Annotated in this window: 22 protein-coding genes; 7 read left to right on the top strand and 15 right to left on the bottom strand. The window is 39.9% G+C overall.

Going from position 1 to position 22,026, the window contains the following annotated elements:
* Positions 1-63 precede the first annotated feature (63 nt).
* Both B4U37_RS05935 and B4U37_RS05930 read left to right on the top strand, forming a co-directional pair.
* Positions 64-720 carry a potassium channel family protein gene (locus B4U37_RS05935; protein WP_010198616.1) on the top strand — a complete coding sequence of 219 codons (657 nt, stop codon included), beginning with the start codon at positions 64-66 and terminating at the stop codon, positions 718-720.
* Between the two features lie 2 nt (positions 721-722).
* Complete coding sequence (locus B4U37_RS05930; protein ID WP_010198617.1) at positions 723-2,045, top strand: TrkH family potassium uptake protein; 1,323 nt, start codon at positions 723-725, stop codon at positions 2,043-2,045.
* A gap of 39 nt (positions 2,046-2,084) precedes the next feature.
* Here B4U37_RS05930 and B4U37_RS05925 read toward each other — a convergent pair whose 3' ends face one another.
* The 7 genes from B4U37_RS05925 to B4U37_RS05900 all read right to left on the bottom strand — a co-directional run bounded on the left by B4U37_RS05925 (position 2,085) and on the right by B4U37_RS05900 (position 6,860).
* Positions 2,085-2,564, bottom strand: a complete 480-nt coding sequence (locus B4U37_RS05925) for a hypothetical protein (RefSeq protein WP_088017484.1) — start codon at positions 2,562-2,564, stop codon at positions 2,085-2,087.
* Between the two features lie 169 nt (positions 2,565-2,733).
* Positions 2,734-3,369, bottom strand: coding sequence for an FMN-dependent NADH-azoreductase (locus tag B4U37_RS05920; RefSeq protein WP_010198619.1), 636 nt, complete (start codon positions 3,367-3,369; stop codon positions 2,734-2,736).
* 196 nt (positions 3,370-3,565) lie between these two features.
* Complete coding sequence (locus B4U37_RS22185) at positions 3,566-3,715, bottom strand: hypothetical protein (RefSeq protein WP_198317087.1); 150 nt, start codon at positions 3,713-3,715, stop codon at positions 3,566-3,568.
* 173 nt (positions 3,716-3,888) lie between these two features.
* On the bottom strand, positions 3,889-5,127 hold the full coding sequence (locus B4U37_RS05915; protein ID WP_088017483.1) for a DUF4825 domain-containing protein: 1,239 nt from the start codon (positions 5,125-5,127) through the stop codon (positions 3,889-3,891).
* A complete protein-coding gene (locus tag B4U37_RS05910; protein ID WP_088017482.1) occupies positions 5,120-5,644 on the bottom strand; it encodes an RNA polymerase sigma factor in 525 nt (174 codons plus the stop codon). Before B4U37_RS05910 ends, B4U37_RS05915 begins: the two co-directional genes overlap by 8 nt.
* 109 nt (positions 5,645-5,753) lie before the next feature.
* On the bottom strand, positions 5,754-6,395 hold the full coding sequence (locus B4U37_RS05905) for a serine/threonine protein kinase (RefSeq protein WP_088017481.1): 642 nt from the start codon (positions 6,393-6,395) through the stop codon (positions 5,754-5,756).
* 27 nt (positions 6,396-6,422) lie between these two features.
* On the bottom strand, positions 6,423-6,860 hold the full coding sequence (locus B4U37_RS05900) for a DUF6376 family protein (RefSeq protein WP_088017480.1): 438 nt from the start codon (positions 6,858-6,860) through the stop codon (positions 6,423-6,425).
* A gap of 519 nt (positions 6,861-7,379) precedes the next feature.
* Here B4U37_RS05900 and B4U37_RS05895 point away from each other — a divergent pair.
* Positions 7,380-7,709, top strand: coding sequence for a PadR family transcriptional regulator (locus B4U37_RS05895; protein WP_088017479.1), 330 nt, complete (start codon positions 7,380-7,382; stop codon positions 7,707-7,709).
* The gene (locus tag B4U37_RS05890; RefSeq protein WP_088017478.1) at positions 7,696-8,883 is read left to right on the top strand and encodes a chromate transporter; all 1,188 of its coding nucleotides are present in this window, start codon (positions 7,696-7,698) and stop codon (positions 8,881-8,883) included. The genes B4U37_RS05895 and B4U37_RS05890 overlap by 14 nt, the downstream gene beginning before the upstream one ends.
* A gap of 270 nt (positions 8,884-9,153) precedes the next feature.
* On the opposite strand, the gene B4U37_RS05885 is transcribed toward B4U37_RS05890, so the two are convergent.
* The 4 genes from B4U37_RS05885 to B4U37_RS05870 all read right to left on the bottom strand — a co-directional run bounded on the left by B4U37_RS05885 (position 9,154) and on the right by B4U37_RS05870 (position 14,323).
* Positions 9,154-10,656 carry a phytoene desaturase family protein gene (locus B4U37_RS05885; protein WP_088017477.1) on the bottom strand — a complete coding sequence of 501 codons (1,503 nt, stop codon included), beginning with the start codon at positions 10,654-10,656 and terminating at the stop codon, positions 9,154-9,156.
* Between the two features lie 127 nt (positions 10,657-10,783).
* Entirely contained in the window at positions 10,784-12,649 is a 1,866-nt protein-coding gene (locus B4U37_RS05880; protein WP_010198644.1) for a PTS fructose transporter subunit IIABC, read from the bottom strand.
* Between the two features lie 13 nt (positions 12,650-12,662).
* Complete coding sequence (gene pfkB, locus B4U37_RS05875; protein WP_010198647.1) at positions 12,663-13,574, bottom strand: 1-phosphofructokinase; 912 nt, start codon at positions 13,572-13,574, stop codon at positions 12,663-12,665.
* The gene (locus tag B4U37_RS05870) at positions 13,571-14,323 is read right to left on the bottom strand and encodes a DeoR/GlpR family DNA-binding transcription regulator (protein WP_088017476.1); all 753 of its coding nucleotides are present in this window, start codon (positions 14,321-14,323) and stop codon (positions 13,571-13,573) included. The genes pfkB and B4U37_RS05870 overlap by 4 nt, the downstream gene beginning before the upstream one ends.
* A 281-nt stretch (positions 14,324-14,604) precedes the next feature.
* Here B4U37_RS05870 and B4U37_RS05865 point away from each other — a divergent pair, with 281 nt between their 5' ends.
* Positions 14,605-15,174 (top strand): MEDS domain-containing protein, encoded by a 570-nt coding sequence (locus tag B4U37_RS05865; protein WP_088017475.1) that lies wholly within the window; start codon positions 14,605-14,607, stop codon positions 15,172-15,174.
* 24 nt (positions 15,175-15,198) lie between these two features.
* On the opposite strand, the gene B4U37_RS05860 is transcribed toward B4U37_RS05865, so the two are convergent.
* Positions 15,199-16,614: a SpoVR family protein gene (locus B4U37_RS05860; protein ID WP_088017474.1), complete on the bottom strand. Its 1,416-nt coding sequence runs from the start codon at positions 16,612-16,614 to the stop codon at positions 15,199-15,201.
* 156 nt (positions 16,615-16,770) lie between these two features.
* On the opposite strand from B4U37_RS05860, the gene B4U37_RS05855 reads away from it, so the two are divergent.
* Entirely contained in the window at positions 16,771-17,640 is an 870-nt protein-coding gene (locus B4U37_RS05855; RefSeq protein WP_010198279.1) for a sulfite exporter TauE/SafE family protein, read from the top strand.
* 59 nt (positions 17,641-17,699) lie between these two features.
* Here B4U37_RS05855 and mgtE read toward each other — a convergent pair whose 3' ends face one another.
* Positions 17,700-19,061: a magnesium transporter gene (mgtE, locus tag B4U37_RS05850; RefSeq protein WP_088017473.1), complete on the bottom strand. Its 1,362-nt coding sequence runs from the start codon at positions 19,059-19,061 to the stop codon at positions 17,700-17,702.
* Positions 19,062-19,581: 520 nt separating this feature from the next.
* Positions 19,582-20,610 carry a M14 family zinc carboxypeptidase gene (locus tag B4U37_RS05845; protein WP_088017472.1) on the bottom strand — a complete coding sequence of 343 codons (1,029 nt, stop codon included), beginning with the start codon at positions 20,608-20,610 and terminating at the stop codon, positions 19,582-19,584.
* A 139-nt stretch (positions 20,611-20,749) separates the two neighbouring features.
* Between B4U37_RS05845 and B4U37_RS05840 the strand changes: the two genes are divergently transcribed.
* Complete coding sequence (locus B4U37_RS05840; RefSeq protein WP_029326573.1) at positions 20,750-21,007, top strand: YhdB family protein; 258 nt, start codon at positions 20,750-20,752, stop codon at positions 21,005-21,007.
* 410 nt (positions 21,008-21,417) lie between these two features.
* Here B4U37_RS05840 and B4U37_RS05835 read toward each other — a convergent pair whose 3' ends face one another.
* Positions 21,418-21,957: an NADPH-dependent FMN reductase gene (locus B4U37_RS05835; protein ID WP_088017471.1), complete on the bottom strand. Its 540-nt coding sequence runs from the start codon at positions 21,955-21,957 to the stop codon at positions 21,418-21,420.
* Between the last annotated feature and the right edge of the window lie 69 nt (positions 21,958-22,026).

The following is a 22,026-nucleotide window of genomic DNA, read 5'->3' as shown; positions in this document are numbered from 1 at the left end:
AGATGGTCTCTTTCTGATTTTTTTCAAAACCCTCACCTATTTTTCAAGAGAGAAGGAATAAACATGAAGAAGCAATTTGTTGTCATTGGATTGGGCCGTTTCGGAGGCAGCATCGTAGAAGAGTTCTCCACACTGGGTGTAGAAGTACTCGCCATCGACAAAGACGAAGACAACATTAACAAAATAAGTGAATATGCCACACATGCTGTTCAGGCCAACGCAACAGACGAAGCTACACTTAACTCCTTGGGAATCCGCAATTTCGATCATGCAATTGTATCTATGGGGGATGACATTGAATCAAGTATTCTTACAAGCCTGCTTCTAAAGGAAATGGGAATAAAACAAGTGTGGGTAAAAGCTACTAATAAATACCACCAAAAAGTATTGGAGAAAATCGGCGTGGACAGAATCATCCAGCCAGAGCGAGATATGGCCAAAAGAGTTGCCCACCATGTCGTTTCAGATAAAATCTTCGACTATATCGAATTATCCAACAACCATAGTATTGCCGAGCTTTTTGCATCAAAAAAAGTAAGTAATAAAAGCTTGACCGATTTGGATCTACGCGCAAAATTCGGTTGTACACTTATTGGGATACAAAGAGACGGTGATATTATTATCTCCCCTGCAGCAGATGAAGTTATTCGTGAGGGGGATTTACTGATAATTCTCGGTCGTAACGAAGACATTCATCGATTTGAAGATGTGGGTATCTAACCATGTGGCGCCGTCCTTTTATTAAACTAAGTCCGCCGCAGCTTTTAATTGTTGTATTCATTTTTTTCGGATTATTAGGGACGTTATTATTGAAATTGCCGGTTTCCACTACTGAATCCATCACACTGGTTGATGCCCTATTTACTGCTACCTCTGCAATGACAGTGACAGGGCTTGCTGTAGTGGATACTGGAACAGCATATACTTTGTTTGGCCAAATTGTCATCTTGTTTCTTATACAAGTAGGCGGAATTGGTATCATGACATTCGCAGTATTGATTTTTATTATGTTAGGCAAAAAAATTGGCTTTCAGGAAAGGTTGATATTACAACAGGCACTCAACCAAACATCCGTCGGGGGAATCATCTTACTGGTCAGAAGAATTATTATATTCTCTTTCCTAATTGAAGGAATTGCCGTATTACTGCTGTCCTATCGATGGATTCCTGAATATGGATGGTGGGACGGTTTTTACTTTAGTGTCTTTCACGCCATTTCCGCCTTCAACAATGCCGGTTTTTCCATTTGGTCAGATAGCTTGATGCAATATGTAGGTGATCCTGTTGTAAACATTGTGATTTCTTTTCTTTTCATCATCGGGGGGATAGGGTTTACAGTGTTGACAGATCTGTGGTACACAAAAGAATTTCGCAGACTTACCCTTCATACAAAGATTATGCTATTCGGAACATTGGGGATCAATATACTTGCCATGTTTGTATTTTTTGTTTTGGAATACTTTAACCCTAGCACTCTAGGAAACTTTACTTTCATCGAAAAAATATGGGCCGCCTATTTCCAAGCGGTTACCACTCGAACCGCCGGCTTTAACACGATTGATATCGGGGCCATGGAAACCTCCTCCATTATGTGGACGCTTCTGCTTATGTTTATAGGAGCAGGAAGTACTTCAACAGGTGGGGGAATTAAATTAACAACATTTATTATCATCATATTAGCTGTGAACACTTTCATAAAGGGCAAACGTGAAATAGTCATTTTCAATCGTTCTATACACCAAAACTATGTAGTAAAAGCTCTTGCGATTTCAACCATTAGTATTTTATTTATTTTCTTCTCTTTGTTCATCTTGACGATAACCGAACAAGCAGACTTTCTTTTATTATTATTTGAAGTGATTTCCGCATTTGGTACGGTTGGATTATCCATGGGGATTACCGGAAATTTAACAGACATCGGAAAATGCGTTATTGTTTTCATCATGTTGCTTGGAAAACTGGGACCTTTGACATTGGCCTATTCCTTAGCAAAACCAAAACTGTCAAAGGTACGATATCCAAACGAGGACCTGCTTACAGGATAAATGTTAAGGCTCCCCTTTGTAATGGGGAGCCTTAATTGTTTAATAATATCGCTTACGGAATCCTTCTTCCATCAAGTACTGCTTTGCTTCATTATAGGAAGGAAATGTTCCATCTAAATTTTTGCCAGCATACACATTCCACATATCGTCTTCTTGAACCACATGTAAAGAGTGTCCTTCATCATTTGCCCAACGTTCTTCCTCAAATGCTTCTGTTTCAAGGTCTGTCTCCACTTCATAATCTCGTCCTAGTAACTCAATGGACTTATTGATCAGTTCACGCAGTTCTTCTTCACCAAACTCACGAATATTTACCATGCCTTTATCGTCAGTCTTATAGCCTTTGACCCCTTTGGCATAAACAAACCCATTGCCATTTGGATGCAAGTGATAGACTACATTTTTCTTATCGCTTTGACTTTCTTCATATTGGAAGTTTACCCGTTTAAGAGATACGTCTTTTCTTGTGAGTTGCGGGAATGATTCTATAATTTCAAGCTTTTGTTCAAAAGTTAGCATATTGCCTCCATGTTATGTATAGATTCTTTTCGATACATTATAGCATTTGCATTGATTGAAGGAAAGGAACGTTGGTTTAGGTTTGGAGAACTTTTGTGGATGGGAAAATTTGAAATAACACCGGGTAGCTTACCAGCCACCCGGTTAATCAGTTGCTTAAACAATATTATTAAAATGTATGTGCTTTATCTTTCGCACGCGCAATCGCGTCCGCTTTAATTTCATCTGCTTTATCAGGCATTGCTGCATGACCTTCTACAAACAACCCTTCAAAAGATGGCACCCCGAAGAATTGCATAAGCACAGTTAAGTAGCGATGTCCCATTTCCATGCCGGCCGCTGGACCTTCTGAATAAATGCCTCCGCGAGCCTGGATATGGATTGCTTTCTTGTCAGTCAATAATCCAACTGGACCTTCAGCTGTGTACTTGAACGTTTTACCTGCAACAGCTACTGAATCTAAATATGCTTTCATTACAGGTGGGAAAGAGAAGTTCCAAAGTGGTGTTACAAACACATACTTATCAGCTCCGATAAACTGTTCTGTTAACTCGGACAGACGGCTAACTTTTCCCTTCTCTTCTTCAGAAAGCTCTTCAAATCCTTTGCCTGTTTGCAATTTACCCCAACCGCTGAAAACATCTGCATCAATATGCGGAATATGTTCTTTGTAAAGATCGACATGAACTATTTCATCTGATGGGTTCGCCTCTTTGTATGTGTCAATAAAAGCCTTTCCTACTGCCATGCTGTAGGATAGTGTGTCATCATGTGGATGTGCAGTGATGTATAAAACTTTAGCCATGTTGTATCTTTCCTCTCTTGTTTGAATTAGTTTTTTTTAGTGTGCTACCAAAAGGCATAACTTACCAACTATCTTGAATTAAATTATTATCAATTCGAGATAATAATATTGAATCTTAAGCTATTTTGCAAGTAAATTGCTCACACGAAAAAAAAAGACCTGACATTAATCCCTGTCAAATCTTTTGGAAAAGCTTTTATTCTTCATTATGTAGGATATAGGGATTACCACCGATATTCTTTCTCATATCGTCAGTTAGTACAAATGACTCATTCAAATCTCCGGTTACTTTTTCTTTTATATCAACTTGAACACTGCCATCATAATGATTTGGCTTTCCTTCCATTTACAACACCCCCTACAATAGTATGGTTAGTTTACACAACTATTGTACTATTTTATTCTAGGTTTTTATAGATGTTTTTGGGATAAAAAGAAAAATGACCCATTATTTCTAATCTTTTTCTGGAACGTTTTAAAAAGAACAACTGCCCTTACAGTTGTCCTTCTATATTTACATTATTCACCTATTAAATATTCGTTAATGTCCAATTCTTCCCCAGAAAGAAGTGCCGCATCATAATCCAAATGAACAAACTCATAGCTCTCATCAATTAGTGGAACAAATTGAAATTCAAATAACAATGTATCACCTGGATGATATTCAGTTGTGAGATCACCGTCAAAAACCATAAAATGCGATTGCTGTGGAGCAAAGCTAAGGGTCGATTGATTGGATGTAATGTCATATTCTATACTCTGAAGTTCACCACTGACTTTAATGGTTTCCCACATATCAAAGTTTCTTGCCACCTGTACCTGTTCCATCCACCCTTTATCGTAAAACTCATACAACATATCGCTAAAAGAATAAATATCTTCTTTCTCTTCTCCCTTAACAGGGGGTGTGTGCATATCAGATGGGACAAGATATTTTTTACCATCCACTTCTACATATTCCTTGGATGATGTCACCTCTTTGTCAGGATCAGCAGATAGTGCATTGGAAACCCTTATTTTCTCCATAAAATCTTGGACCTTTTCTTCATCTTGGAGTGTCTTTTCCATAACTTCTCGTTTCCATAAAGTTTGATCTTTTGCAAACTCATTTACGTCGCGTCCATATAAATCTTCCATTTGGGATCTAGTTATTGTATATTTTCTATTTTCTCCATAATAATCAATATCGAATGTAACATAGTCTCCATTTGTGAAAAATGTAAAATATGCGGTAGCATTAAACGTGATGGTCCATGGAAGGTTGGAAACATGAAATACTTCTTTCTCAAAACCTTTAGCGGACGTCTCTTCTGTCACTTTATAGTGCATGTGGATTCCCATTGGCTGTTCTTCGTCTGTTTGAAGTTCCATTCCATTCGCATAGTGTTTACCAGGCAAAACTTGACCGTGATATTTGCCGAGTGCACTATTGTTGCCAATAAATGCCTTGTCAGCATCTATTTGGTCATACACCTCGATAGATTCTAAGTAAGAAACATAATTCTCATAATAATTCTCCTCCGGCGCAGAGGATCTTGGAGCTTCCCCTTCGTTACCTGTGAATAGGATAAAGGAGAATAATGCTATAGCAAGAACACTGACCGTCAACAGAGTGGCCGATCTTACTTTTGGCCACCATCCTACCCGCACCGCCCCTTCGTTATATTCCATGATGACTTGATGTAAAACATCCTTCGTTTCTTCTCTTAGTTTTGGCTTGGGCAATGTTTGAAGCTTTTTATCCAATTCTTTACTCAACTACATTCCCTCCCAACTTTTTTTGCAGGGCTGATTTTGCGCGATGGAGCGTGGAACGAACCTTATTTTCATTCCAGCCCAAGGCCGCTGCGGTTTCTTGTACAGATAACTCTTTAATACTTCTCATGATGAGCACTTCCTGATAAGATTCCTTTAAACTCCGGATCGCGTTTAATAATTTCTTTTGTTCTTCTGAGACAAAGAATAATTGCTCCGGTGTATCTTTTCCCGTGCTCTCAGGAACTCTTCCACTTTCAACCTGCAACAGCCATTTCCATTTATCGCGTTTCTTTTTTCTGTGGGCATCAATAGCAATATTCCTTGCAATGCTATAAAGCCATGTTTTGGGTGAAGCTTCCCCTTTATAGCGATCCAGGCTTTTCAATGCACGGATAAACACTTCCTGTACTAAATCCTCTACATCATGATGCTTGGAATTTAATCGGTAAAATAGAAAATGATAAATATCATCACTATATAAATAAAACCACTCCGAAATGACTTGTTTATTGGACATCCTTTTCCCCCGTTTTTTGCAGTCTCTATATGTATAGACGAATCCTTTTTCATTTTATCGCAGTTTAAATAAAAATAGAGCCCTTCCTTTTTATAGGAACGGCCCTTACTTATGTGACAAATCTATTTAGTAGGTTTCTTTTATAAAAGTAAGCAATTAACAATAAGAGTTTTGAAGGCATTTTTCTTGGGAATATCTTCTTTTTGTAAAATTTATAATAACCCCGTTTCAAATCATCCCATTGATTACACTGTTTAACCTGTTCGAAACGCACAACATCAATGAGTTTCACATTTCCATCCAAGGTAATCAGTATATTATGAAGATGGATATCTGAAGGATTAAGCCCTCTGCTCTTTGCTAATAAAATCGCATGATCTACTTCATTCAACACTTTTTCATCAATACGTTTTCCCATCACTAAACATTCAAAAAGGGTGAACCCTTCAATATAATCAATAACAATATAGTTTTGTCCTGAGGCATGCATCACAGGGAAATAGTTAATGCCCTCTAACTTTTTATATATCTTCGCTTCTCTCTTGGCTAGATGTTCAAAGGGAGGATAGAACACTTTCAGCACTCTTTTTGTATTATGAAGCTTAAAAACATACGCACTTCGTCCAGATCCAGCTATAGTTAATTGCTTGTCATTGAAAGATTCTACTACAACGTTTTTATTAGTTCTCTTAAAAACAACAGATTCTGCAAGCTGCTGATATGTTGTGTCTGTTTCTGCAGTTCCCCTCATCTGGCATCCCCTACTCTCCTTAAAACATTAAGAACCTAATTCCTCCAATAGGTTCATCATAGTCGTCACTTCATTTATTAATGTGTATAGCTGCGAATCTTGCAGCTTTTCTAGCACCACTTCCCCGTCCACCATAGCATTTTCAATAACATCTTTTATTGCTTGATTTTTATCTACAATCTGCTGATGAACGCTTTCTGCTATAGCTGGTGCGTCCGTGTTATTAAACTCTTCTATTTCCACAAGCATTTCATTTAATTTTGTTTCCAATTCTTCTTTAGCATTGGCATCTGCAGCTGCTTCTTGGATCATTTGAGGTGCTTCCTCCCCAAAATCCTTCCAAGTATTAATATGCTCCGTTGCTTCATTGACATATTCTAATGAACTATTGACTTCTTCCAAAACAGAACAACCGCTTAATAGAATAGATGATAACAAAGTAAATGTAATGATAACTTTACGCATATAAATTCCTCCTATTTCTTCATTCGTTTTTTTACTTCTTTCATTACAACCGGCAAGACCTTTTTCTTTGCTAGGGTCACTCCCTTTTTCAACACTAATGCTTTAATAAATTTCTTAATCATCGATACGACCTCCTTATTTTTTTATCCAAAAGAAAAAGACCTTTCACCATAATGGCGAAAGGTCTCTGAATATTCTACAGACCTTTGCCAGACTAATGAAGCTGACAAAGGTCTCGCTAACAACGTATTGTTGCCAACAAAGCCGAGGACATCGTGTCCCGTAATGACGACTTTGCTGAATAAGCTACTCCCCTTTGGGATAAACGTAATTTTATTACTTTCATTCTAGCCCATTAGGCTTAAAACGTCAACTTGACAAAGAGTTTGTAAATGTTATGAAAAGTTTTTCATTACTAATTGGGGCATCATAAAAAGTGTGATATAGTAATGTCGAAAATCGATATCGAGTTTCGTTAAAATGAAACAACTTACATATCTTAATTAAGGAGGACGTCATTTGGAAGAAAGAGTACTAAGAAAATTGTTCCTCGGCTTTATTCAGATTCATATTCTCCATCATGCAAAAGAACATCCGGTGTATGGCGCCTGGATGCTAGAAGAATTACGGGAACATGGATACTCTATAAGCGCTGGAACGTTGTATCCTATCTTGCATTCGATGGAAAAGGATGGTCTATTGCATAGAGAAGATATTAAAGTTGAAGGGAAAATACGTAAGAATTACACCCTCACAGAAAAAGGAAACCTCATTTTAAAGGAAGCAAGAAACAAAGCTTATGAGCTCTTTAAAGAAATTAAAGAAGGTGATCAACATGAAGACAACTAACAAACTAAAGTCATTAATTGAAATTTTAATTGTATCAACAAGACTAGGGCTGACTTCTTTCGGTGGACCAGTAGCCCATCTCGGGTACTTTCATACCGAATATGTACGACGTAGAAAATGGATGGATGAAAAAAGTTACGCCGACCTTGTAGCCTTATGCCAGTTTTTGCCTGGACCTGCGAGCAGCCAGGTCGGAATAGGTATAGGCGTGATGCGAGCAGGAGTTCTTGGGGGCATTGTTTCCTTTTTAGGATTCACGTTACCATCAGTTTTAGCATTAATTATTTTTGCTATCATCTTACAGGGGTTTGACGTAGGTAATGCCGGATGGATTCATGGATTGAAGATTGTCGCGGTAGCTGTTGTCGCTCATGCCATATTAGGGATGGCGAACAATCTGACCCCCGATTTAAAAAGAAAAGCAATCGCATTATTTGCACTAGTCATTACATTATTGTGGCAAACCGCATTCTCCCAAGTTGGAGTAATTCTCGTAGCGGCGATCATTGGCTTTATCTTGTTTAAACAAACCATCACAGCAGATGACTCTCGTATGGAGTTTCCAATTTCCAAGCGCCTTGCGGTAATCTGTTTGACATTATTTTTCGGGCTGATTATTTTGTTGCCTATTTTAAGAGAAGCGACTTCGTTGAACTGGGTGGCACTATTTGACAGCTTCTACCGTTCAGGATCCTTAGTTTTCGGTGGAGGGCATGTAGTACTTCCTTTACTAGAGCGCGAATTTGTACCAACGGGCTGGATTAGTGAAGAAGCATTTCTAGCGGGTTATGGTGCTGCCCAAGCAGTCCCAGGTCCATTATTTACATTCGCCGCTTATATCGGTGCTGTCATTGACGGCTGGAAGGGCGGACTGTTAGCAACATTCGCTATCTTCCTTCCAGCGTTTCTATTAATTCTTGGTACACTACCATTTTGGGATTCTTTGAGACGTAATTCCAAAGTGAAAGCAGCATTAATGGGAGTTAATGCTGCTGTTGTTGGAATTTTGATTTCCGCTTTCTACTTCCCAATTTGGACAAGTTCGATCTTAGCACCAATTGATTTTGCTTTTGCAGCTATTTTGTTCAGTATGCTTGTCTATTGGAAGCTTCCACCCTGGGTGATTGTATTAACAGGTGCCATTGGTGGGACTTTGATGGGATTGTTTCTATAACTAATAGGGAAATTCTTGTCTATGAGGACAATGTTTGGTGGTTTTCACTTCTAGTGGGAGTCATTGCTCTCGTATGAGGACAATGTTTCCTTATTTTCTCCTCCTCCGGGCGTCATTGCTCGCCTATGAGGACAATGTTTGATCAATATTGAAGCCGCAGGGAGTCATACACCACCATTATACAAGCCAAGCCTAAACAACCGACCTCTCACACGAGAAGTCGGTTGTTTTATTACCAGTAGCGGCTTTGCCAGTTAACGATTGATAGACTCATATGCCCCTCCTTGAGTATTTCCCTTTTATCGCATCTGCCACCATCCATCCACTCAAGCTGCTCCCTAATGAACCTGCTCCTGGAAAAACGGTATCTCCACAAAACCATAGCCCATCCACGCGTGAGTTCGGAGAGTAATTACTAAATAAACTATATTTATCCGAAGGAATATAACCGCCTACCTTTCCGTGAGCGCGTTGGGTATAACGCTTAAAAGTCACTGGAGTTCCCGCCATTTTCACATCAATATTGGAAGAAAAATTCGAAAATCTCTTATCAATAGAATCAATGATTCTCTCCATGTATTCTTCTTTTCTACTTTCATACGATTCCTTCTCCCACCACTTGTTGACATTGATGTGAGTGGAAATAGTAATGGACGTTTTTCCCTTTGGTGCGAACTTCGTATCCCCCTCTTGTGACATGGAAAATAAGAATTGATTACCTTCTGCTAAAGGGGATTCATAGGAGGAGATGAACTGGTGAAATGGGATGGAACTCGTTTCTGGCATCATAAACGAAGGCTCTGCTCCAATATAGAGAGTAAAGGCACCCCAAGCTTCCCTCCTACTTTCTTTGTGTTCTTTAATAGGAAGGCTTTTATGCAACTCAGGCTCCAGCAAAGAAAATATATTATGAATTGGAGCATTCAAAATAACCTGTCTAGTTCTGAATACTTGCCCACGTTTCGTCATAACTGTCCAGACTTCCCCCTGTTTGGCTATACTGACAACTTTATGACGCAGGCGTAGTTCCCCTCCTGAGGCTCTATAGTTTTCCGCCAATGCATGAATGATGGATGCGAGTCCACCCTCTACGTAAAAAGCGCCCTTATGAAAAATACTTAATGCCATATAACCTAACAAAGAAGGACTAAATGCTGCCGTCGTCTGAACACTATCCATGAGCTGACCATTGATAAACGTCATAAACGGTTTATTTTTCGTCAAACCATGTTTAGATAGCCGGTCTTGTACGGATTGAGTTAAATATGGAGCCAATCCTAGAAGTTTTAAATCCAAACTTCTTAATAACGCAAAGGATTCTGAAATAGTAACTGGTGGAAAGATAGCTCGTTTCTCTACAAATTTCCGCAATATGTCGGCTACCTTAAATACTTCTTCAAAAAATGCATGAATACGGTCTTGATCGCACTCAAATTTATCCCTGACTTCTTTAAACCATTTCTCTTTTTCCGAGAAATAAGTAACCGTACGGTCAGGAAGATACACATTCATTATTTCATCAAGCTTTCTCATTAGCGGAATCGGTATTTCTAGCTCTCCAAAGAGTCTTTTTAACATTCCACCCTCTTCAAAACCCATGCCAACTGTCGCGCCTGCACTGAACCGGTATCCTTCACGGTCAAATTTGCCCGCACACCCACCAAGCTCACTTGCAGCTTCAAGTGTCAAAACATCGTAACCTGCTTTTGCAAGGAGGGCTGCCGCAGTAATTCCACCAAAACCAGTTCCGATAACGATTGCGTCTTTAAGCATGCTGTTCCCTTCTTTCTTACATGGTAGTTCCTATTATATACAATGGGTACAAAGTCTCTAACGTTGGATGTGTTTGAAACTTTAATTAGAAAAAGTGATGAGATACCCCATCACTTTTTCATCCATTTTACATCGCAACTCTTTTTTTCAGCAATCCGACCATTACCGCTGTCACAGCAGCTCCGATCATGATTGCCAACACATACATGAAGATACCTCCGGTCACAATCGGAATAACAAAGATTCCACCATGAGGCGCAGGGAGCCCTATTCCAAATAACATGGCAAGCGCACCGGCAACTGCTGAACCTACGACTGCAGAAGGGATGACGCGTAACGGATCCGCTGCCGCAAACGGGATGGCACCCTCTGTGATAAAGGAAGCTCCCATGATATAACATGTTTTTCCTGCTTCCCGCTCTTGCTTGTTGAATTTACTCTTAAAGATGGTTGTAGCAAGTGCCAATCCAAGTGGAGGCACCATACCTGCTGCCATGATCGCTGCATGCGGTGCATAGTTTCCTGCATCAATCATCGCAATACCGAATGTGAATGCTGCTTTGTTGATAGGACCACCCATATCTATGGCCATCATAGCACCTAATATGACTCCTAATATAACCAAATTCCCTGCGCCAAAGCCACCCAGCCAAGACGTCAATCCTTGATTAAACGCTTTTAGGGGAATTACCAATTGGATCATGATCATTCCTGTTAAAAAGATACCAAATAGCGGATACAGCAGGACAGGTTTAATCCCTTCAAGAGATGCTGGCAACCCACTGAAAACTTTCTTTAAACCTAGAACGAGATATCCTGCAAGGAAACCGGCAATGAGACCACCCAAGAAACCAGCTTCACCCGTATATGCAATCAATCCACCAACCATTCCTGCAGCAAATCCAGGACGGTCCGCAATACTCATGGCAATGAATCCAGCAAGCACAGGAATCATTAAGTAAAAGGCATTTCCGCCTCCAATAGTCATAAGAGCTTCCGCAAACCAATGATAGCTAGGATCATTTGGGTCTGATGCATTGATTCCAAACATGAAGGAAATCGCAATCAGGATACCACCACCTACAACAAACGGTAGCATATTGGAAACACCGCTCATCAGATGTTTATAGAACCCGGAACGACCTTTTTTTCCTTCCGAGTTTGAAGCGCCAGTTCCTGTAAAGGTTTCACCTTCTCCTCGGCTTGCTTTAGTCAAAAGTTCTTCTGGTTTACGGATCGCTTGAGCAACAGGAACCTGAATGATCTTTTTGCCATGAAAACGTTCCATCTCCACTTGCTTATCGGCAGCGACGATGATCCCGGATGCTTTTTCTATGTCTTCTTGAGTGAGTTCATTTTTCACACCACTCGAACCATTCGTTTCCACTTTTAAAGTGAAACCTAAATCTTTTGCTTTTTGCTTGAGCGCATCTGCAGCCATATAGGTGTGTGCGATTCCAGTAGGGCAGGCAGTGACAGCGAGAATCAAGCCTGCATGATCGGAAGAAGGTACTTCCTTATTTTCCTCTTCATATAATTCCTTTTCCTTCTTATCTATGAGACTGATAATCTCTTCTTTTGTAGATGCATTTAACAAGGCAGTACGGAATTCCATGTCCATCAGCATCGAAGACAAACGAGATAAGGTTTCTAAGTGTTCATTGTTGGCTCCTTCACTAGCCGCGATCATGAAAAACAGCTGACTCGGCTGACCGTCCAATGACTCGTAATCCACTCCATCCTTTGCAACACCGAAGGCAATGGCAGGTGTCTTCACCGCATTCGTTTTCGCATGCGGAATTGCTATCCCCTCTCCAATTCCAGTCGTACTCTGGGCTTCCCTTGCAAGGATGGCTTCTTCATACTTCTTTTTGTCTGCTAGCTTGCCGGCACGATCAAGTGATTCAATCAATTCCCTAATAACCTCAGGTTTTGTGCCTGATCTCAATTGCAACGTAACCGTGTCTTTCGTCAAGAGATCTGTAATCTTCATAACTCTCTCCCCTTCAAAGTTTTTCTAAGTGTACTTGCTCCAATAAGTGATTTACATCAACCTTTTGACAAAGGTCATAAGAAAATGCTGTTGCACTGCCCGATGCGATTCCATATCGCAAAGCCTCTTCAATATTGTTTGAATTTACAAATCCCGCCAGGAAACCTGCGACCAAGGAATCCCCTGCACCAACAGAGTTCCTTACTTCTCCTTTAGGTGCTTTTGCAAAATAAACTCCAGATTCTGTGTACAGAATGGCCCCTTCTCCTGCCATGGATACGACAACATTCTGTACTCCTTGTTCATGAATTTTTCCTGCGTAATGGATGACATCATCTATCGATTGGATATTGATACTAAACAAATCACCAAGTTCATGGTGGTTCGGTTTAATGAAAAAAGGTTTATAAGACAGTAACGCTTTTAACGTTGATCCTCCAGTATCAAGCACCACTTTAGCATCGTGCTCCTGACACTTCAGAATTAGAGTTTCATAAATGTTGGAGGGCACTGTGCCAGGCACGCTTCCTGCCAGCACAACAATATCCTCACTGGTAAGATGGTTTAGCTGCTGAAGCAATCTCTTTACCGCATCATCATCTACCAACGGGCCGGTCCCGTTGATCTCCGTTTCCTTAACCGCCTTTAGCTTCACATTTATACGGGAATGCCCATCAACTTCCAGAAGCCTGACCGCCACTTGTTCCTCTATCAGCTTTTCTTTAATAAAATTCCCGGTAAAGCCTGCCGCATAGCCGAGTGCTATTGTATCTGCCCCAAGTCTTTTCAATACCCTCGAAACATTGATCCCTTTACCTCCAGGGTAATATCTTGTTTCGCTTGCCCGGTTTACGGTCCCTTCTTGAAACGACTCCACTTCCATCACATAATCTATGGAAGGATTCAATGTAATTGTATAAATCATGACATCACCTCTATCACGATTGTACTTTCTCTATATGCAGCTGCAATCGACTCATCCAAATGATCTATTAAAAGTGCAGCCGAATGAAGCGGTGCAATTTTTGCAAAAGTCACTTCTTTGATTTTGGAGGAGTCGGCAAGTATAAAAGCTTCGTTGGCAAGCTTGATTGCCAGACTTTTCACACTTGCTTCCTCTGGGTCTGGAGTCGTATAACCACTTTTTAAATGGACACCGTTAGCTCCAATAAATGCTTTATCGAAATTATAGTCAAGTAAAGACTGGTTAGCTTTACTCCCGATGATGGCCCCCGTCTTATTCTTCATGAATCCACCCACGATATAAGTGGTGACTCCTCTTTCCATCAATGATTGAATATGTGCAAAACCATTGGTGACAACGGTAACCTGCTTGTTTTCAAGGTATGGAATCATTTGAAAAGTAGTTGTTCCGGCGTCAAGGAAAATGCAATCTCCATCTTTCACAAGCTCTGCAGCCTTTTTGGCTATCTGTTTTTTTTCATGAAGGTTTATGGAAGCCTTTTCAAGTATGCTTCGCTCCTCCGTCTTTTGATAAACTTTTGCAGCTCCCCCATGCACCCTTTTCAATTTGTTCGCTTCTTCAAGCTGACTTAGATCTCTACGTATGGTTGATTCCGATGCGCCTGTTGCATCCACAAAGTCCTGAAGCTTCACTACATCTTGTTTTTGAACTAATTCAAGTATTTTCTGCTGTCTTTCTGGTGTTAACATGCAAATCACCTTCTCCTGGTTCGTTAATATGTATTTTCATTGTAATGTAAGCTCTTACAAAAATCAATCATTATCAATCAAAAATAATCACTATCAGTCAAAATCAATCAACAATATCTCCATCCTGATTAACCCCGATATCGCTTTTGCTGTGGGTATTGGTGTAGCAGTCAATTAAAATACTTATAATTGTTGTTCATGTTATAATGAACTGGATATCTTCTAGAATAAGCAATAAGTATTCTGTTTGTTTTGGTTGAGATCAAAATACGTATTTAGAGGTGAGACCAATTCCTGCTTTTACCCCCCAAAACCTAGAGAGTATCACGGAAGGGCATGTCTACTATCGTTTTAAAGAGATAGACGTCTATCTAGACCATTTACTATCATTTATAGACTCAGGCATTAACAATAAAGAAAATATACTTATTATTGAAAGTATGAAAAACCTCCCAAAAATAAAAGATACAATAAAGCAGCGATACAGCGAAGATCAGCAATCCGCCATAAGAATCGTCAATAATTTTGATTATTATTTTTCAGGTGGAGATTTTAATACCAAGACAATATTGGGGCATTTCGAAAAAGATGTTACTATATTGAAAAAAGACAATCGCTCCATCCGTACCTGGGCTCATGTAGAGTGGGCATCAGACGAGCCGGATGCTGAGCAGCTTAGGGAATACGAAATTACTTCAGATGACTTTGTTGTTAGAGAAGGCATGCTTTCAGTTTGCGCATACTCCTGCAATTCTTTGTCACCTGTCCTGCATTCGGCATTGGAACAAGTTCATAAATATGTAATGACCGATGATGATTTTTACACCTCGGAATTATATAAAAAACCTTGAGGGAACCGAACCCCTCAAGGTTTTTTATATATACTTCCGATGAACGCTCTTTCCGTCATAGGTAAACAGCACATTTTTCGTCTCGATCATCGATTCCATGTGGACAGGACGCCCCCAAATTTGAAAAATATACGGCATCACTTTCTCCAGGTATTTAAGGTCCAGTTCAATTCCCTCATACCAATGTTTCAAGTATAGCTCGCCTGCTCTTAGATAGTCTCCATCATTTACCGTAATATATGGGAAACCACCGTTTACCCTCATATTCACCAGCTGATCGCGGACCCCTTCCCAGGCTTTATCGACTATCTTATAGTCTTTGCCTTGCTTCTGGAACAGATACATATCCTCCCGCATGACGAGGTCCTTATTCAAATAGTTGCGCAGGAAGGAAATATCAGATTCCACTTCCCTTACTTCGAACATTTTTTCCCTACCTGAGCCAGGCTTCACACCATCCCGTTTCATTGCCTCGGATGGATTGTCGTAGCGTTCCTCGATATCTTCAAAAATTTTGATACCCAAGTAATATGGATTGATGCTAGTCTTGGAAGGTTGCACAACTCCAGCGTTCAATTTTGCATACTCCAATGCCTCATCGCTTGTCAGATCCAATTCACGCAGGATACGTTGATGCCAGTAGGAAGCCCAGCCTTCGTTCATGATTTTTGTTTCCATTTGCGGCCAGAAGTAGAGCATTTCCTCGCGCATCATGGTCAGGATATCACGTTGCCAGTCTTCAAGCTCGCTGCTGTATTGTTCAATGAATAGCAGAATATCTTTTTCCGGCTGTGGAGGAAACTTCTTTTTCCTCTTTTTTGGGACTGCTCTAGGTTTATTTCTTACATCCAAGTTCCAAAGATCATCATATTGGCTCGCCCTTTTCGGTGCCTCTTCCTCTTCTTCCATATCCTCCATGCTCCAAGCAAGCTTGGAACGGACTAAGGAAGGATCGATATGCTCCTGTATCGCAAGTACGGCATTAAGGAAGTCCTCTACTTCCCCTTTCCCATAATCTTGTTCATATTGTTTAATTCTCTCCGCTGTAGCCGCCATACTTTCCACCATATCCCTGTTCGTGTTTTGGAACCGGCAGTTATTTTTAAAAAAGTCACAATGGGCCAGTACATGCGCCACAATCAGCTTATTCTGGATAAGTGAGTTAGTGTCTAACAAAAAGGCATAACATGGATTAGAGTTGATTACCAATTCATATATCTTACTGAGTCCCAGATCATAATGAAGTTTCATCTTGTGAAATTGCTTCCCGAAGCTCCAATGGGAAAAGCGTGTCGGCATTCCGTATGCTCCAAACGTATAGATGATATCAGCAGGACAAATTTCATAACGCATTGGATAAAAGTCCAGTCCAAACCCTTTGGCAATCTCGGTAATTTCATCAATGGCATGGAATAAGGCCTTTTCATCATTTGCTCTCATCAAAACTACCTCCCTTTTCCTCTTATCACAATGTATGAACAAGGTGACAATAACATGAGAGGGGATTGTTCTATTGCGACTTTTTTCTATATACAAACCCCTGACTTTGGCACAATGTTATACTGTAGATAAGCGTTTTTGGAGGAGAATACATTTATGGAATTTTTATTATTTATACTATTAGGATTTTCAATCAGTATGCTTTCCGGTTTTTTTGGAATAGGAGGCGGCCTTGTACTGACTCCTGTATTGCTTCTTATTGGTTACACACCAATTGAGGCGATTTCCACTAGTCTTCTTTATACCATCGGAACATCCATGGCTGGTGTGTATGCACATTTTAAAATGAAAAATATCCAATGGAAAGCAGCTGTCATTATTGGAGCGAGTGGTGTTGTTGCCACACAAATTGCCTACCCCGTTGTAAGCTGGCTTGAGTCTAATGGATACGACACCACTGTTGTACCAATTCTATACCTTGCCTTACTCACTTATTTTGCCTATAAAATGTTGAAGAAAGATAAAGGGGATAATCGAGTTGATTATGATGCCACTTCCAACAAACAAAGCTTCTGGAAGTTCATTTTCATCGGTTTCATTGCAGGGTTCCTATCTACTACACTCGGTGTCGGTGGCGGATTTATCATTGTACCGTTATTGATTGCTTACTACGGCTTCTCATCTAAACAGGCAGTAGCAACAAGCCTTGCAGGAGTTATTTTGATTGTCAGTGCAGGATTCATTACTTATGCAGTCAATAATCCAATTAATTTCAAAGTAGGATTATTCTTAATTGCCGGAGCCATCTTTGGTTCTCAATTGGGTGCAAAAGCGACCTCTTTCTTTAAAAGCAGAAGTATTCAAAAGCTTTTGGGTTTCCTTTATATCGTTACCATGCTTAGCCTCATCTTAGAGATGATAGAACTTTCTACAGTTGGCTTGGTTGCTATAGGATGTTACACCATATTTATTAATATCTTCTTACTGATGAGGCTTTTAAAGAAGAAAGCACAGCCGTCGCATTAGAAAAAAGTCCATCCTTTCTAACAGAAATCTGTTGGTAAGGATGGACTTTTTTATATTTTTTATGGTGCTAAATATGATAGAAATGCTGTCGCAATTCCAAAATAAATTAATAATGAAAGGATATCATTTACTGTTGTAATAAGTGGACCGGATGCAATGGCCGGGTCAATGTTTAACTTATAAAGAATTAATGGGATTATGGTACCCGCCAGTGTACCGATGATCAGAGTGAAAAATAAAGAAACTCCTACAACCATTCCTAAAATCAAATCTCCTCGCCAAACAAATGCAATGATGGCAATTAAAACAGCACATGTAATTCCAATGGTTATTCCCACTCCAAGTTCACGTAAAACAACTTTTGTAACCAGCTTTTTATCCAAATCCCGTGATATTAGTCCACGAACAATTACTGCAAGTGACTGTGTACCTGTATTACCTGTCATCCCTGCAATCATCGGCATAAAGAATGCAAGCGCTACAACTGTACCTAATGTATCTTCAAACCCGCTTATAATACTGCCTGAAATGAGTCCAATAAATAATAATAAGATCAACCACGGCAAACGTCTTGCAGAAGCCACTAGAGCAGGTGTATCAAAGTCAATATCTTTACCAGATGCTGAAAGTTTTTCAATATCTTCATTTGCTTCTTGAATGACGACGTCGATGACATCATCGACTGTAATGATTCCAATCAGTGTTTTTTCATCGTCCACAACAGGGACCGCTAAGAAGTCATAACGCTCGATGATATTTGCCACTTCTTCTTGGTCTGTATCTACATGAACCGAAATGACCCTGGAAAACATTATTTCCTGAATTTTTTCGTGCGCATCCGCCAAAATAAGATCACGATAAGAGACAACGCCTACAAGCCTTTTCTCTTCGTCAATCACATATAAGTAGTTGATGGTCTCAGCTAGTTCCGCGAATGATTTGAGTTTATCGACCACTTCTCGGACTGTGTATTCCTGAGGGATCCACACGTACCGGTTAGTCATCAATCGACCGGCAGTTTCCGCTTCATATTTCATTAAGTCCTGAACGGCGGTGGATTCTTCTTTGTTCATTTTTGCTAGGAATCGGCTTTTAACCTCTGGATCCATTTCGTCGAATAAAGATGCTAAATCGTCATTATCCATACGGTCCATAACTTTAGCTGATTTTTCTACGCCGATTTTTTGTAATACTTCTAATTGCAATTCTTGGTTTAGCTCTTGTATTAGTGCAGTTAACTGCTCAATTGTAAGGTAGGTGAGAAATCTTACTTTATGTTTTTCTGGAAGCTGTTGGTAGATGACTCCTGTATCATAAGGTTGAAGTTCTTCTATAATATCTTGGAAAGCTTTTCGCTTCCCGTCTTTTAAAAAGGTTATGATGTTTAGAATGATTTGATCCTCTGTCATGTTTTTCACCATGAGCTTTGCCTCCTCTGCCTGCTAAGGAGTACAAGGAATCACATCTTTATTTTACCGGTTGTGTGGTAACTAATAATGATATGTATGTTCCTGTACTTCTTATAAAATTCGTCCTCGGACTTGGACTTGGACTACTATCCATGTTCGTTACCACCACCTTAATTTATGTCTAGATTCTGTGTGACTCCCTGTTTCTCTTTCGTTCCAGGTGTTCGCTTTCCTGGGTGGTGTTTGAGCCTCCTCGGCTTCGGCTGCGGGGTCTCAAGCTACCGCTATCTCCCTCAGGAGTCTCACACCTCGCACTTCAGTCAACAAGGGGAATCTGTTTTTATTCATTAAAAAAGCACCTGTCATTTTTGGAGGAATGAAGGTGCATTAAGCCTCACCTGAGTTGATTTCATTTTTCATAATTTCTACTTTACAAGGGAAAAACGGACGGTGTCAACCTTTTTTAGCTACTCTTAAATAAAACACTTAACAAATTTAATACCCCTTTTTTCTTGGTGAAAAACCTATACTGTTATTCTGCCTCATTCATTTTAGATTCATTACTGTCAAGAAACAGATATTTCGCTTTAGCCACAAGGTAGATTCCCACCTTTTTATTCCGCTTCCATTCTTCCTGGAAAACCGATATTGGAGGATTTGTATCTTCGACAAAATAAGAAATCTCCGGTGTGAAAGATGGCCTATTGAATTCTGAAACAAACCAGTCGGAAAACCCTCCACCAACCGCATGCTCCTCCGGTTGGTCAAGTTCATAACCTGTTAACCTTGATAAGTGATCTGCTAATTTTTTATCTCGTTTTACCACCGCTTGATTATTTTTGAAGTACCAATATAGAACTCTCCCCGAGGAGTGATAAGTGACCGCCATTAACGGCTCTAATTCTTTTGTAAAATGTACAACTGCCTGGACCTCTTTCGCCTGCAGCGGGTACTTCCCCTTATAATATTGAAAGGATGGAGCTGCCGTTTTTTCTTTAATATTTCCCCACCCTGCTGGGTATTGCCTGTTCAAATCTATTCCCATTCCATTAGCTTTCCATCGATCAAAATCCATACTATTCTCATTCATGTGGATTAATCGTGTTTGATGATGTTTAGGCAAAAAACCTATACCTTCTTGTTGAATCCGTATCCCATCCGGATTGACCATCGGGACAAACCATATTGAAACATCATCCAATATTTGCGAATTGTAACCAAATATATCTTGACCGCTCGTATACGCCTCTAAGTAATATTCCAGCTTAGTCATAACAAGACTTGTCGTAAGCCATTCCCTTCCATGGTGACCACCAAGTATAATGATATTTTCTTTACCTTCACCTATTTTCGCAGCCCAGATATTTTGACCAAACTCTGATTTTCCAATTAGCTTAATTTGCATGTCTTCCTTATACTTTCTTTTCAAAAGCCTTAAATCTTCCCTCATCCTGTCATACGTATACCATTCCTGAGCATTCACTATTTGCTCTGCTTCTGAAATGAGTGGGTTAATTTGCACAAATATAAACAGTAAAACAATCGCTTTCCATCGCTTCATTTATACACCTCAAAATCGCATTTCATTTATTTTGTGTAAGTATTCGAATGGAGATACGACCAACATTTTCAACGGAGGAAACATCACTTTTTGACACAAAATAATAGCACTCCTTAACAAGAGGAGGCGAGGATTCCAGATGAACACAGTTGATTATGACCGCGCCTTATATTATACGCACCGTTCTGAATGGGATAACCTGCTTATTTTGATGGTGCGGACTAAAGATGATTTCCTCTCCAAAAATATCGAGCATTTCCTTCATTCCTACAACTTTTCTAAGGATTATAAGGAAATTGAGAAGAACCTCTATCAATTGCTTCGATATATTGATCACGCTGTAACAAGGAGCACAGAAGATCAATTGGATGAAATCAGTCACGGATATATGGTGTAAATCATTTCTTAAACAAACAGTAATCCCGGGTGTTACGAGCCTTGGGTTGCTGTTTTTATTATTGATTTTGGCAAATTAGACTTTGCACGTTCGGATTTCTGACGAAGTAACGAAAGAAAGTATCCCTAGAAGATAAGAGACGACCATGAAGACTTCTCTCGCCCGATTTTCTTGCCACTCAGGTCTTCATACCGCCCATGAAGACTTCTCTCGCTCGATATTCTTGCCACTCAAGTCTTCATACCGACCATGAAGACTTCTCTCGCTCGATATTCTTGCCACTCATGTCTTCATACCGCTCATGAAGACTTCTCTCGCCCGATTTTCTTGCCACACAGGTCTTCATACTGACCCATACTGACCATGAAGACCTATTAACAAATGCTAGAACAATAAAAAAAGGCCCTCTATCAGGCCTCTTCACTTTGCATCACATATTCACGCATTTTCACATACATCACTAACTCTTTATAAAGTGCATCCACCAATTCAGCACTTTCATCATTCAATGAATCATTTTCATATTCAAAACAATGCGGATCTAACACCAATTGCCTTGGTATCACATTTGCGTAAACGCCACGGCCCACCACACGCATATTGTTCAATGCATTGATTCCGCCTTTACCACCACCTGCAACTGCCAGCAACCCAACAGGCTTGCTATGGAACTGCTCGCTGCCCAAGAAATCCAACGCATTTTTCAATGCACCACTCATGCCGCTATGGTATTCAGGAGACATAAGCAGAACCGCATCGGCACCTTTAACTTTTGCTCTCAAGGACTCCACGTTTTCAAGCTCCGCCTGATAAGCTTCTCCATTGTATAGCGGAATGTCGCCATCACTTAAATCAATAACCTCTACACCATATTTATTTTGAAAAAACCTTGCTGCAATTCCTGTGCGGCCATTTTTTCTCGGACTACCGCTTATCGCTAAAATATTCATCACTATTTACTCCCTTCAGTTGTCTTTATACTTTTAGTATATTCGACATTCTTCTTTGGCAAATCGGAA

Source organism: Sutcliffiella horikoshii (genome assembly GCF_002157855.1).
In the GTDB taxonomy this organism is placed as follows: Bacteria; Bacillota; Bacilli; order Bacillales; family Bacillaceae_I; genus Sutcliffiella_A; species Sutcliffiella_A horikoshii_C.
The sequence above is the reverse complement of the archived record's forward strand: the minus strand, read 5'-3'. Positions and strand labels throughout refer to the sequence as shown.

Coding starts and splice junctions, on each gene's coding strand:
- B4U37_RS05905 (WP_088017481.1), bottom strand. CDS start 6,395: ATGAGGGGAACTGCAGAAACAGACACAACATATCAGCAGCTTGCAGAA.
- B4U37_RS05900 (WP_088017480.1), bottom strand. CDS start 6,860: ATGCGTAAAGTTATCATTACATTTACTTTGTTATCATCTATTCTATTA.
- B4U37_RS05840 (WP_029326573.1), top strand. CDS start 20,750: ATGAACACAGTTGATTATGACCGCGCCTTATATTATACGCACCGTTCT.
- mgtE (WP_088017473.1), bottom strand. CDS start 19,061: ATGGTGAAAAACATGACAGAGGATCAAATCATTCTAAACATCATAACC.
- B4U37_RS05925 (WP_088017484.1), bottom strand. CDS start 2,564: ATGCTAACTTTTGAACAAAAGCTTGAAATTATAGAATCATTCCCGCAA.
- B4U37_RS05835 (WP_088017471.1), bottom strand. CDS start 21,957: ATGAATATTTTAGCGATAAGCGGTAGTCCGAGAAAAAATGGCCGCACA.
- B4U37_RS05885 (WP_088017477.1), bottom strand. CDS start 10,656: ATGCTTAAAGACGCAATCGTTATCGGAACTGGTTTTGGTGGAATTACT.
- B4U37_RS05870 (WP_088017476.1), bottom strand. CDS start 14,323: ATGTTAACACCAGAAAGACAGCAGAAAATACTTGAATTAGTTCAAAAA.
- pfkB (WP_010198647.1), bottom strand. CDS start 13,574: ATGATTTATACAATTACATTGAATCCTTCCATAGATTATGTGATGGAA.
- B4U37_RS05860 (WP_088017474.1), bottom strand. CDS start 16,614: ATGAGAGCAAATGATGAAAAGGCCTTATTCCATGCCATTGATGAAATT.
- B4U37_RS05910 (WP_088017482.1), bottom strand. CDS start 5,644: ATGTCCAATAAACAAGTCATTTCGGAGTGGTTTTATTTATATAGTGAT.
- B4U37_RS05890 (WP_088017478.1), top strand. CDS start 7,696: ATGAAGACAACTAACAAACTAAAGTCATTAATTGAAATTTTAATTGTA.
- B4U37_RS22185 (WP_198317087.1), bottom strand. CDS start 3,715: ATGGAAGGAAAGCCAAATCATTATGATGGCAGTGTTCAAGTTGATATA.
- B4U37_RS05920 (WP_010198619.1), bottom strand. CDS start 3,369: ATGGCTAAAGTTTTATACATCACTGCACATCCACATGATGACACACTA.
- B4U37_RS05880 (WP_010198644.1), bottom strand. CDS start 12,649: ATGAAGATTACAGATCTCTTGACGAAAGACACGGTTACGTTGCAATTG.
- B4U37_RS05855 (WP_010198279.1), top strand. CDS start 16,771: ATGGAATTTTTATTATTTATACTATTAGGATTTTCAATCAGTATGCTT.
- B4U37_RS05845 (WP_088017472.1), bottom strand. CDS start 20,610: ATGAAGCGATGGAAAGCGATTGTTTTACTGTTTATATTTGTGCAAATT.
- B4U37_RS05935 (WP_010198616.1), top strand. CDS start 64: ATGAAGAAGCAATTTGTTGTCATTGGATTGGGCCGTTTCGGAGGCAGC.
- B4U37_RS05930 (WP_010198617.1), top strand. CDS start 723: ATGTGGCGCCGTCCTTTTATTAAACTAAGTCCGCCGCAGCTTTTAATT.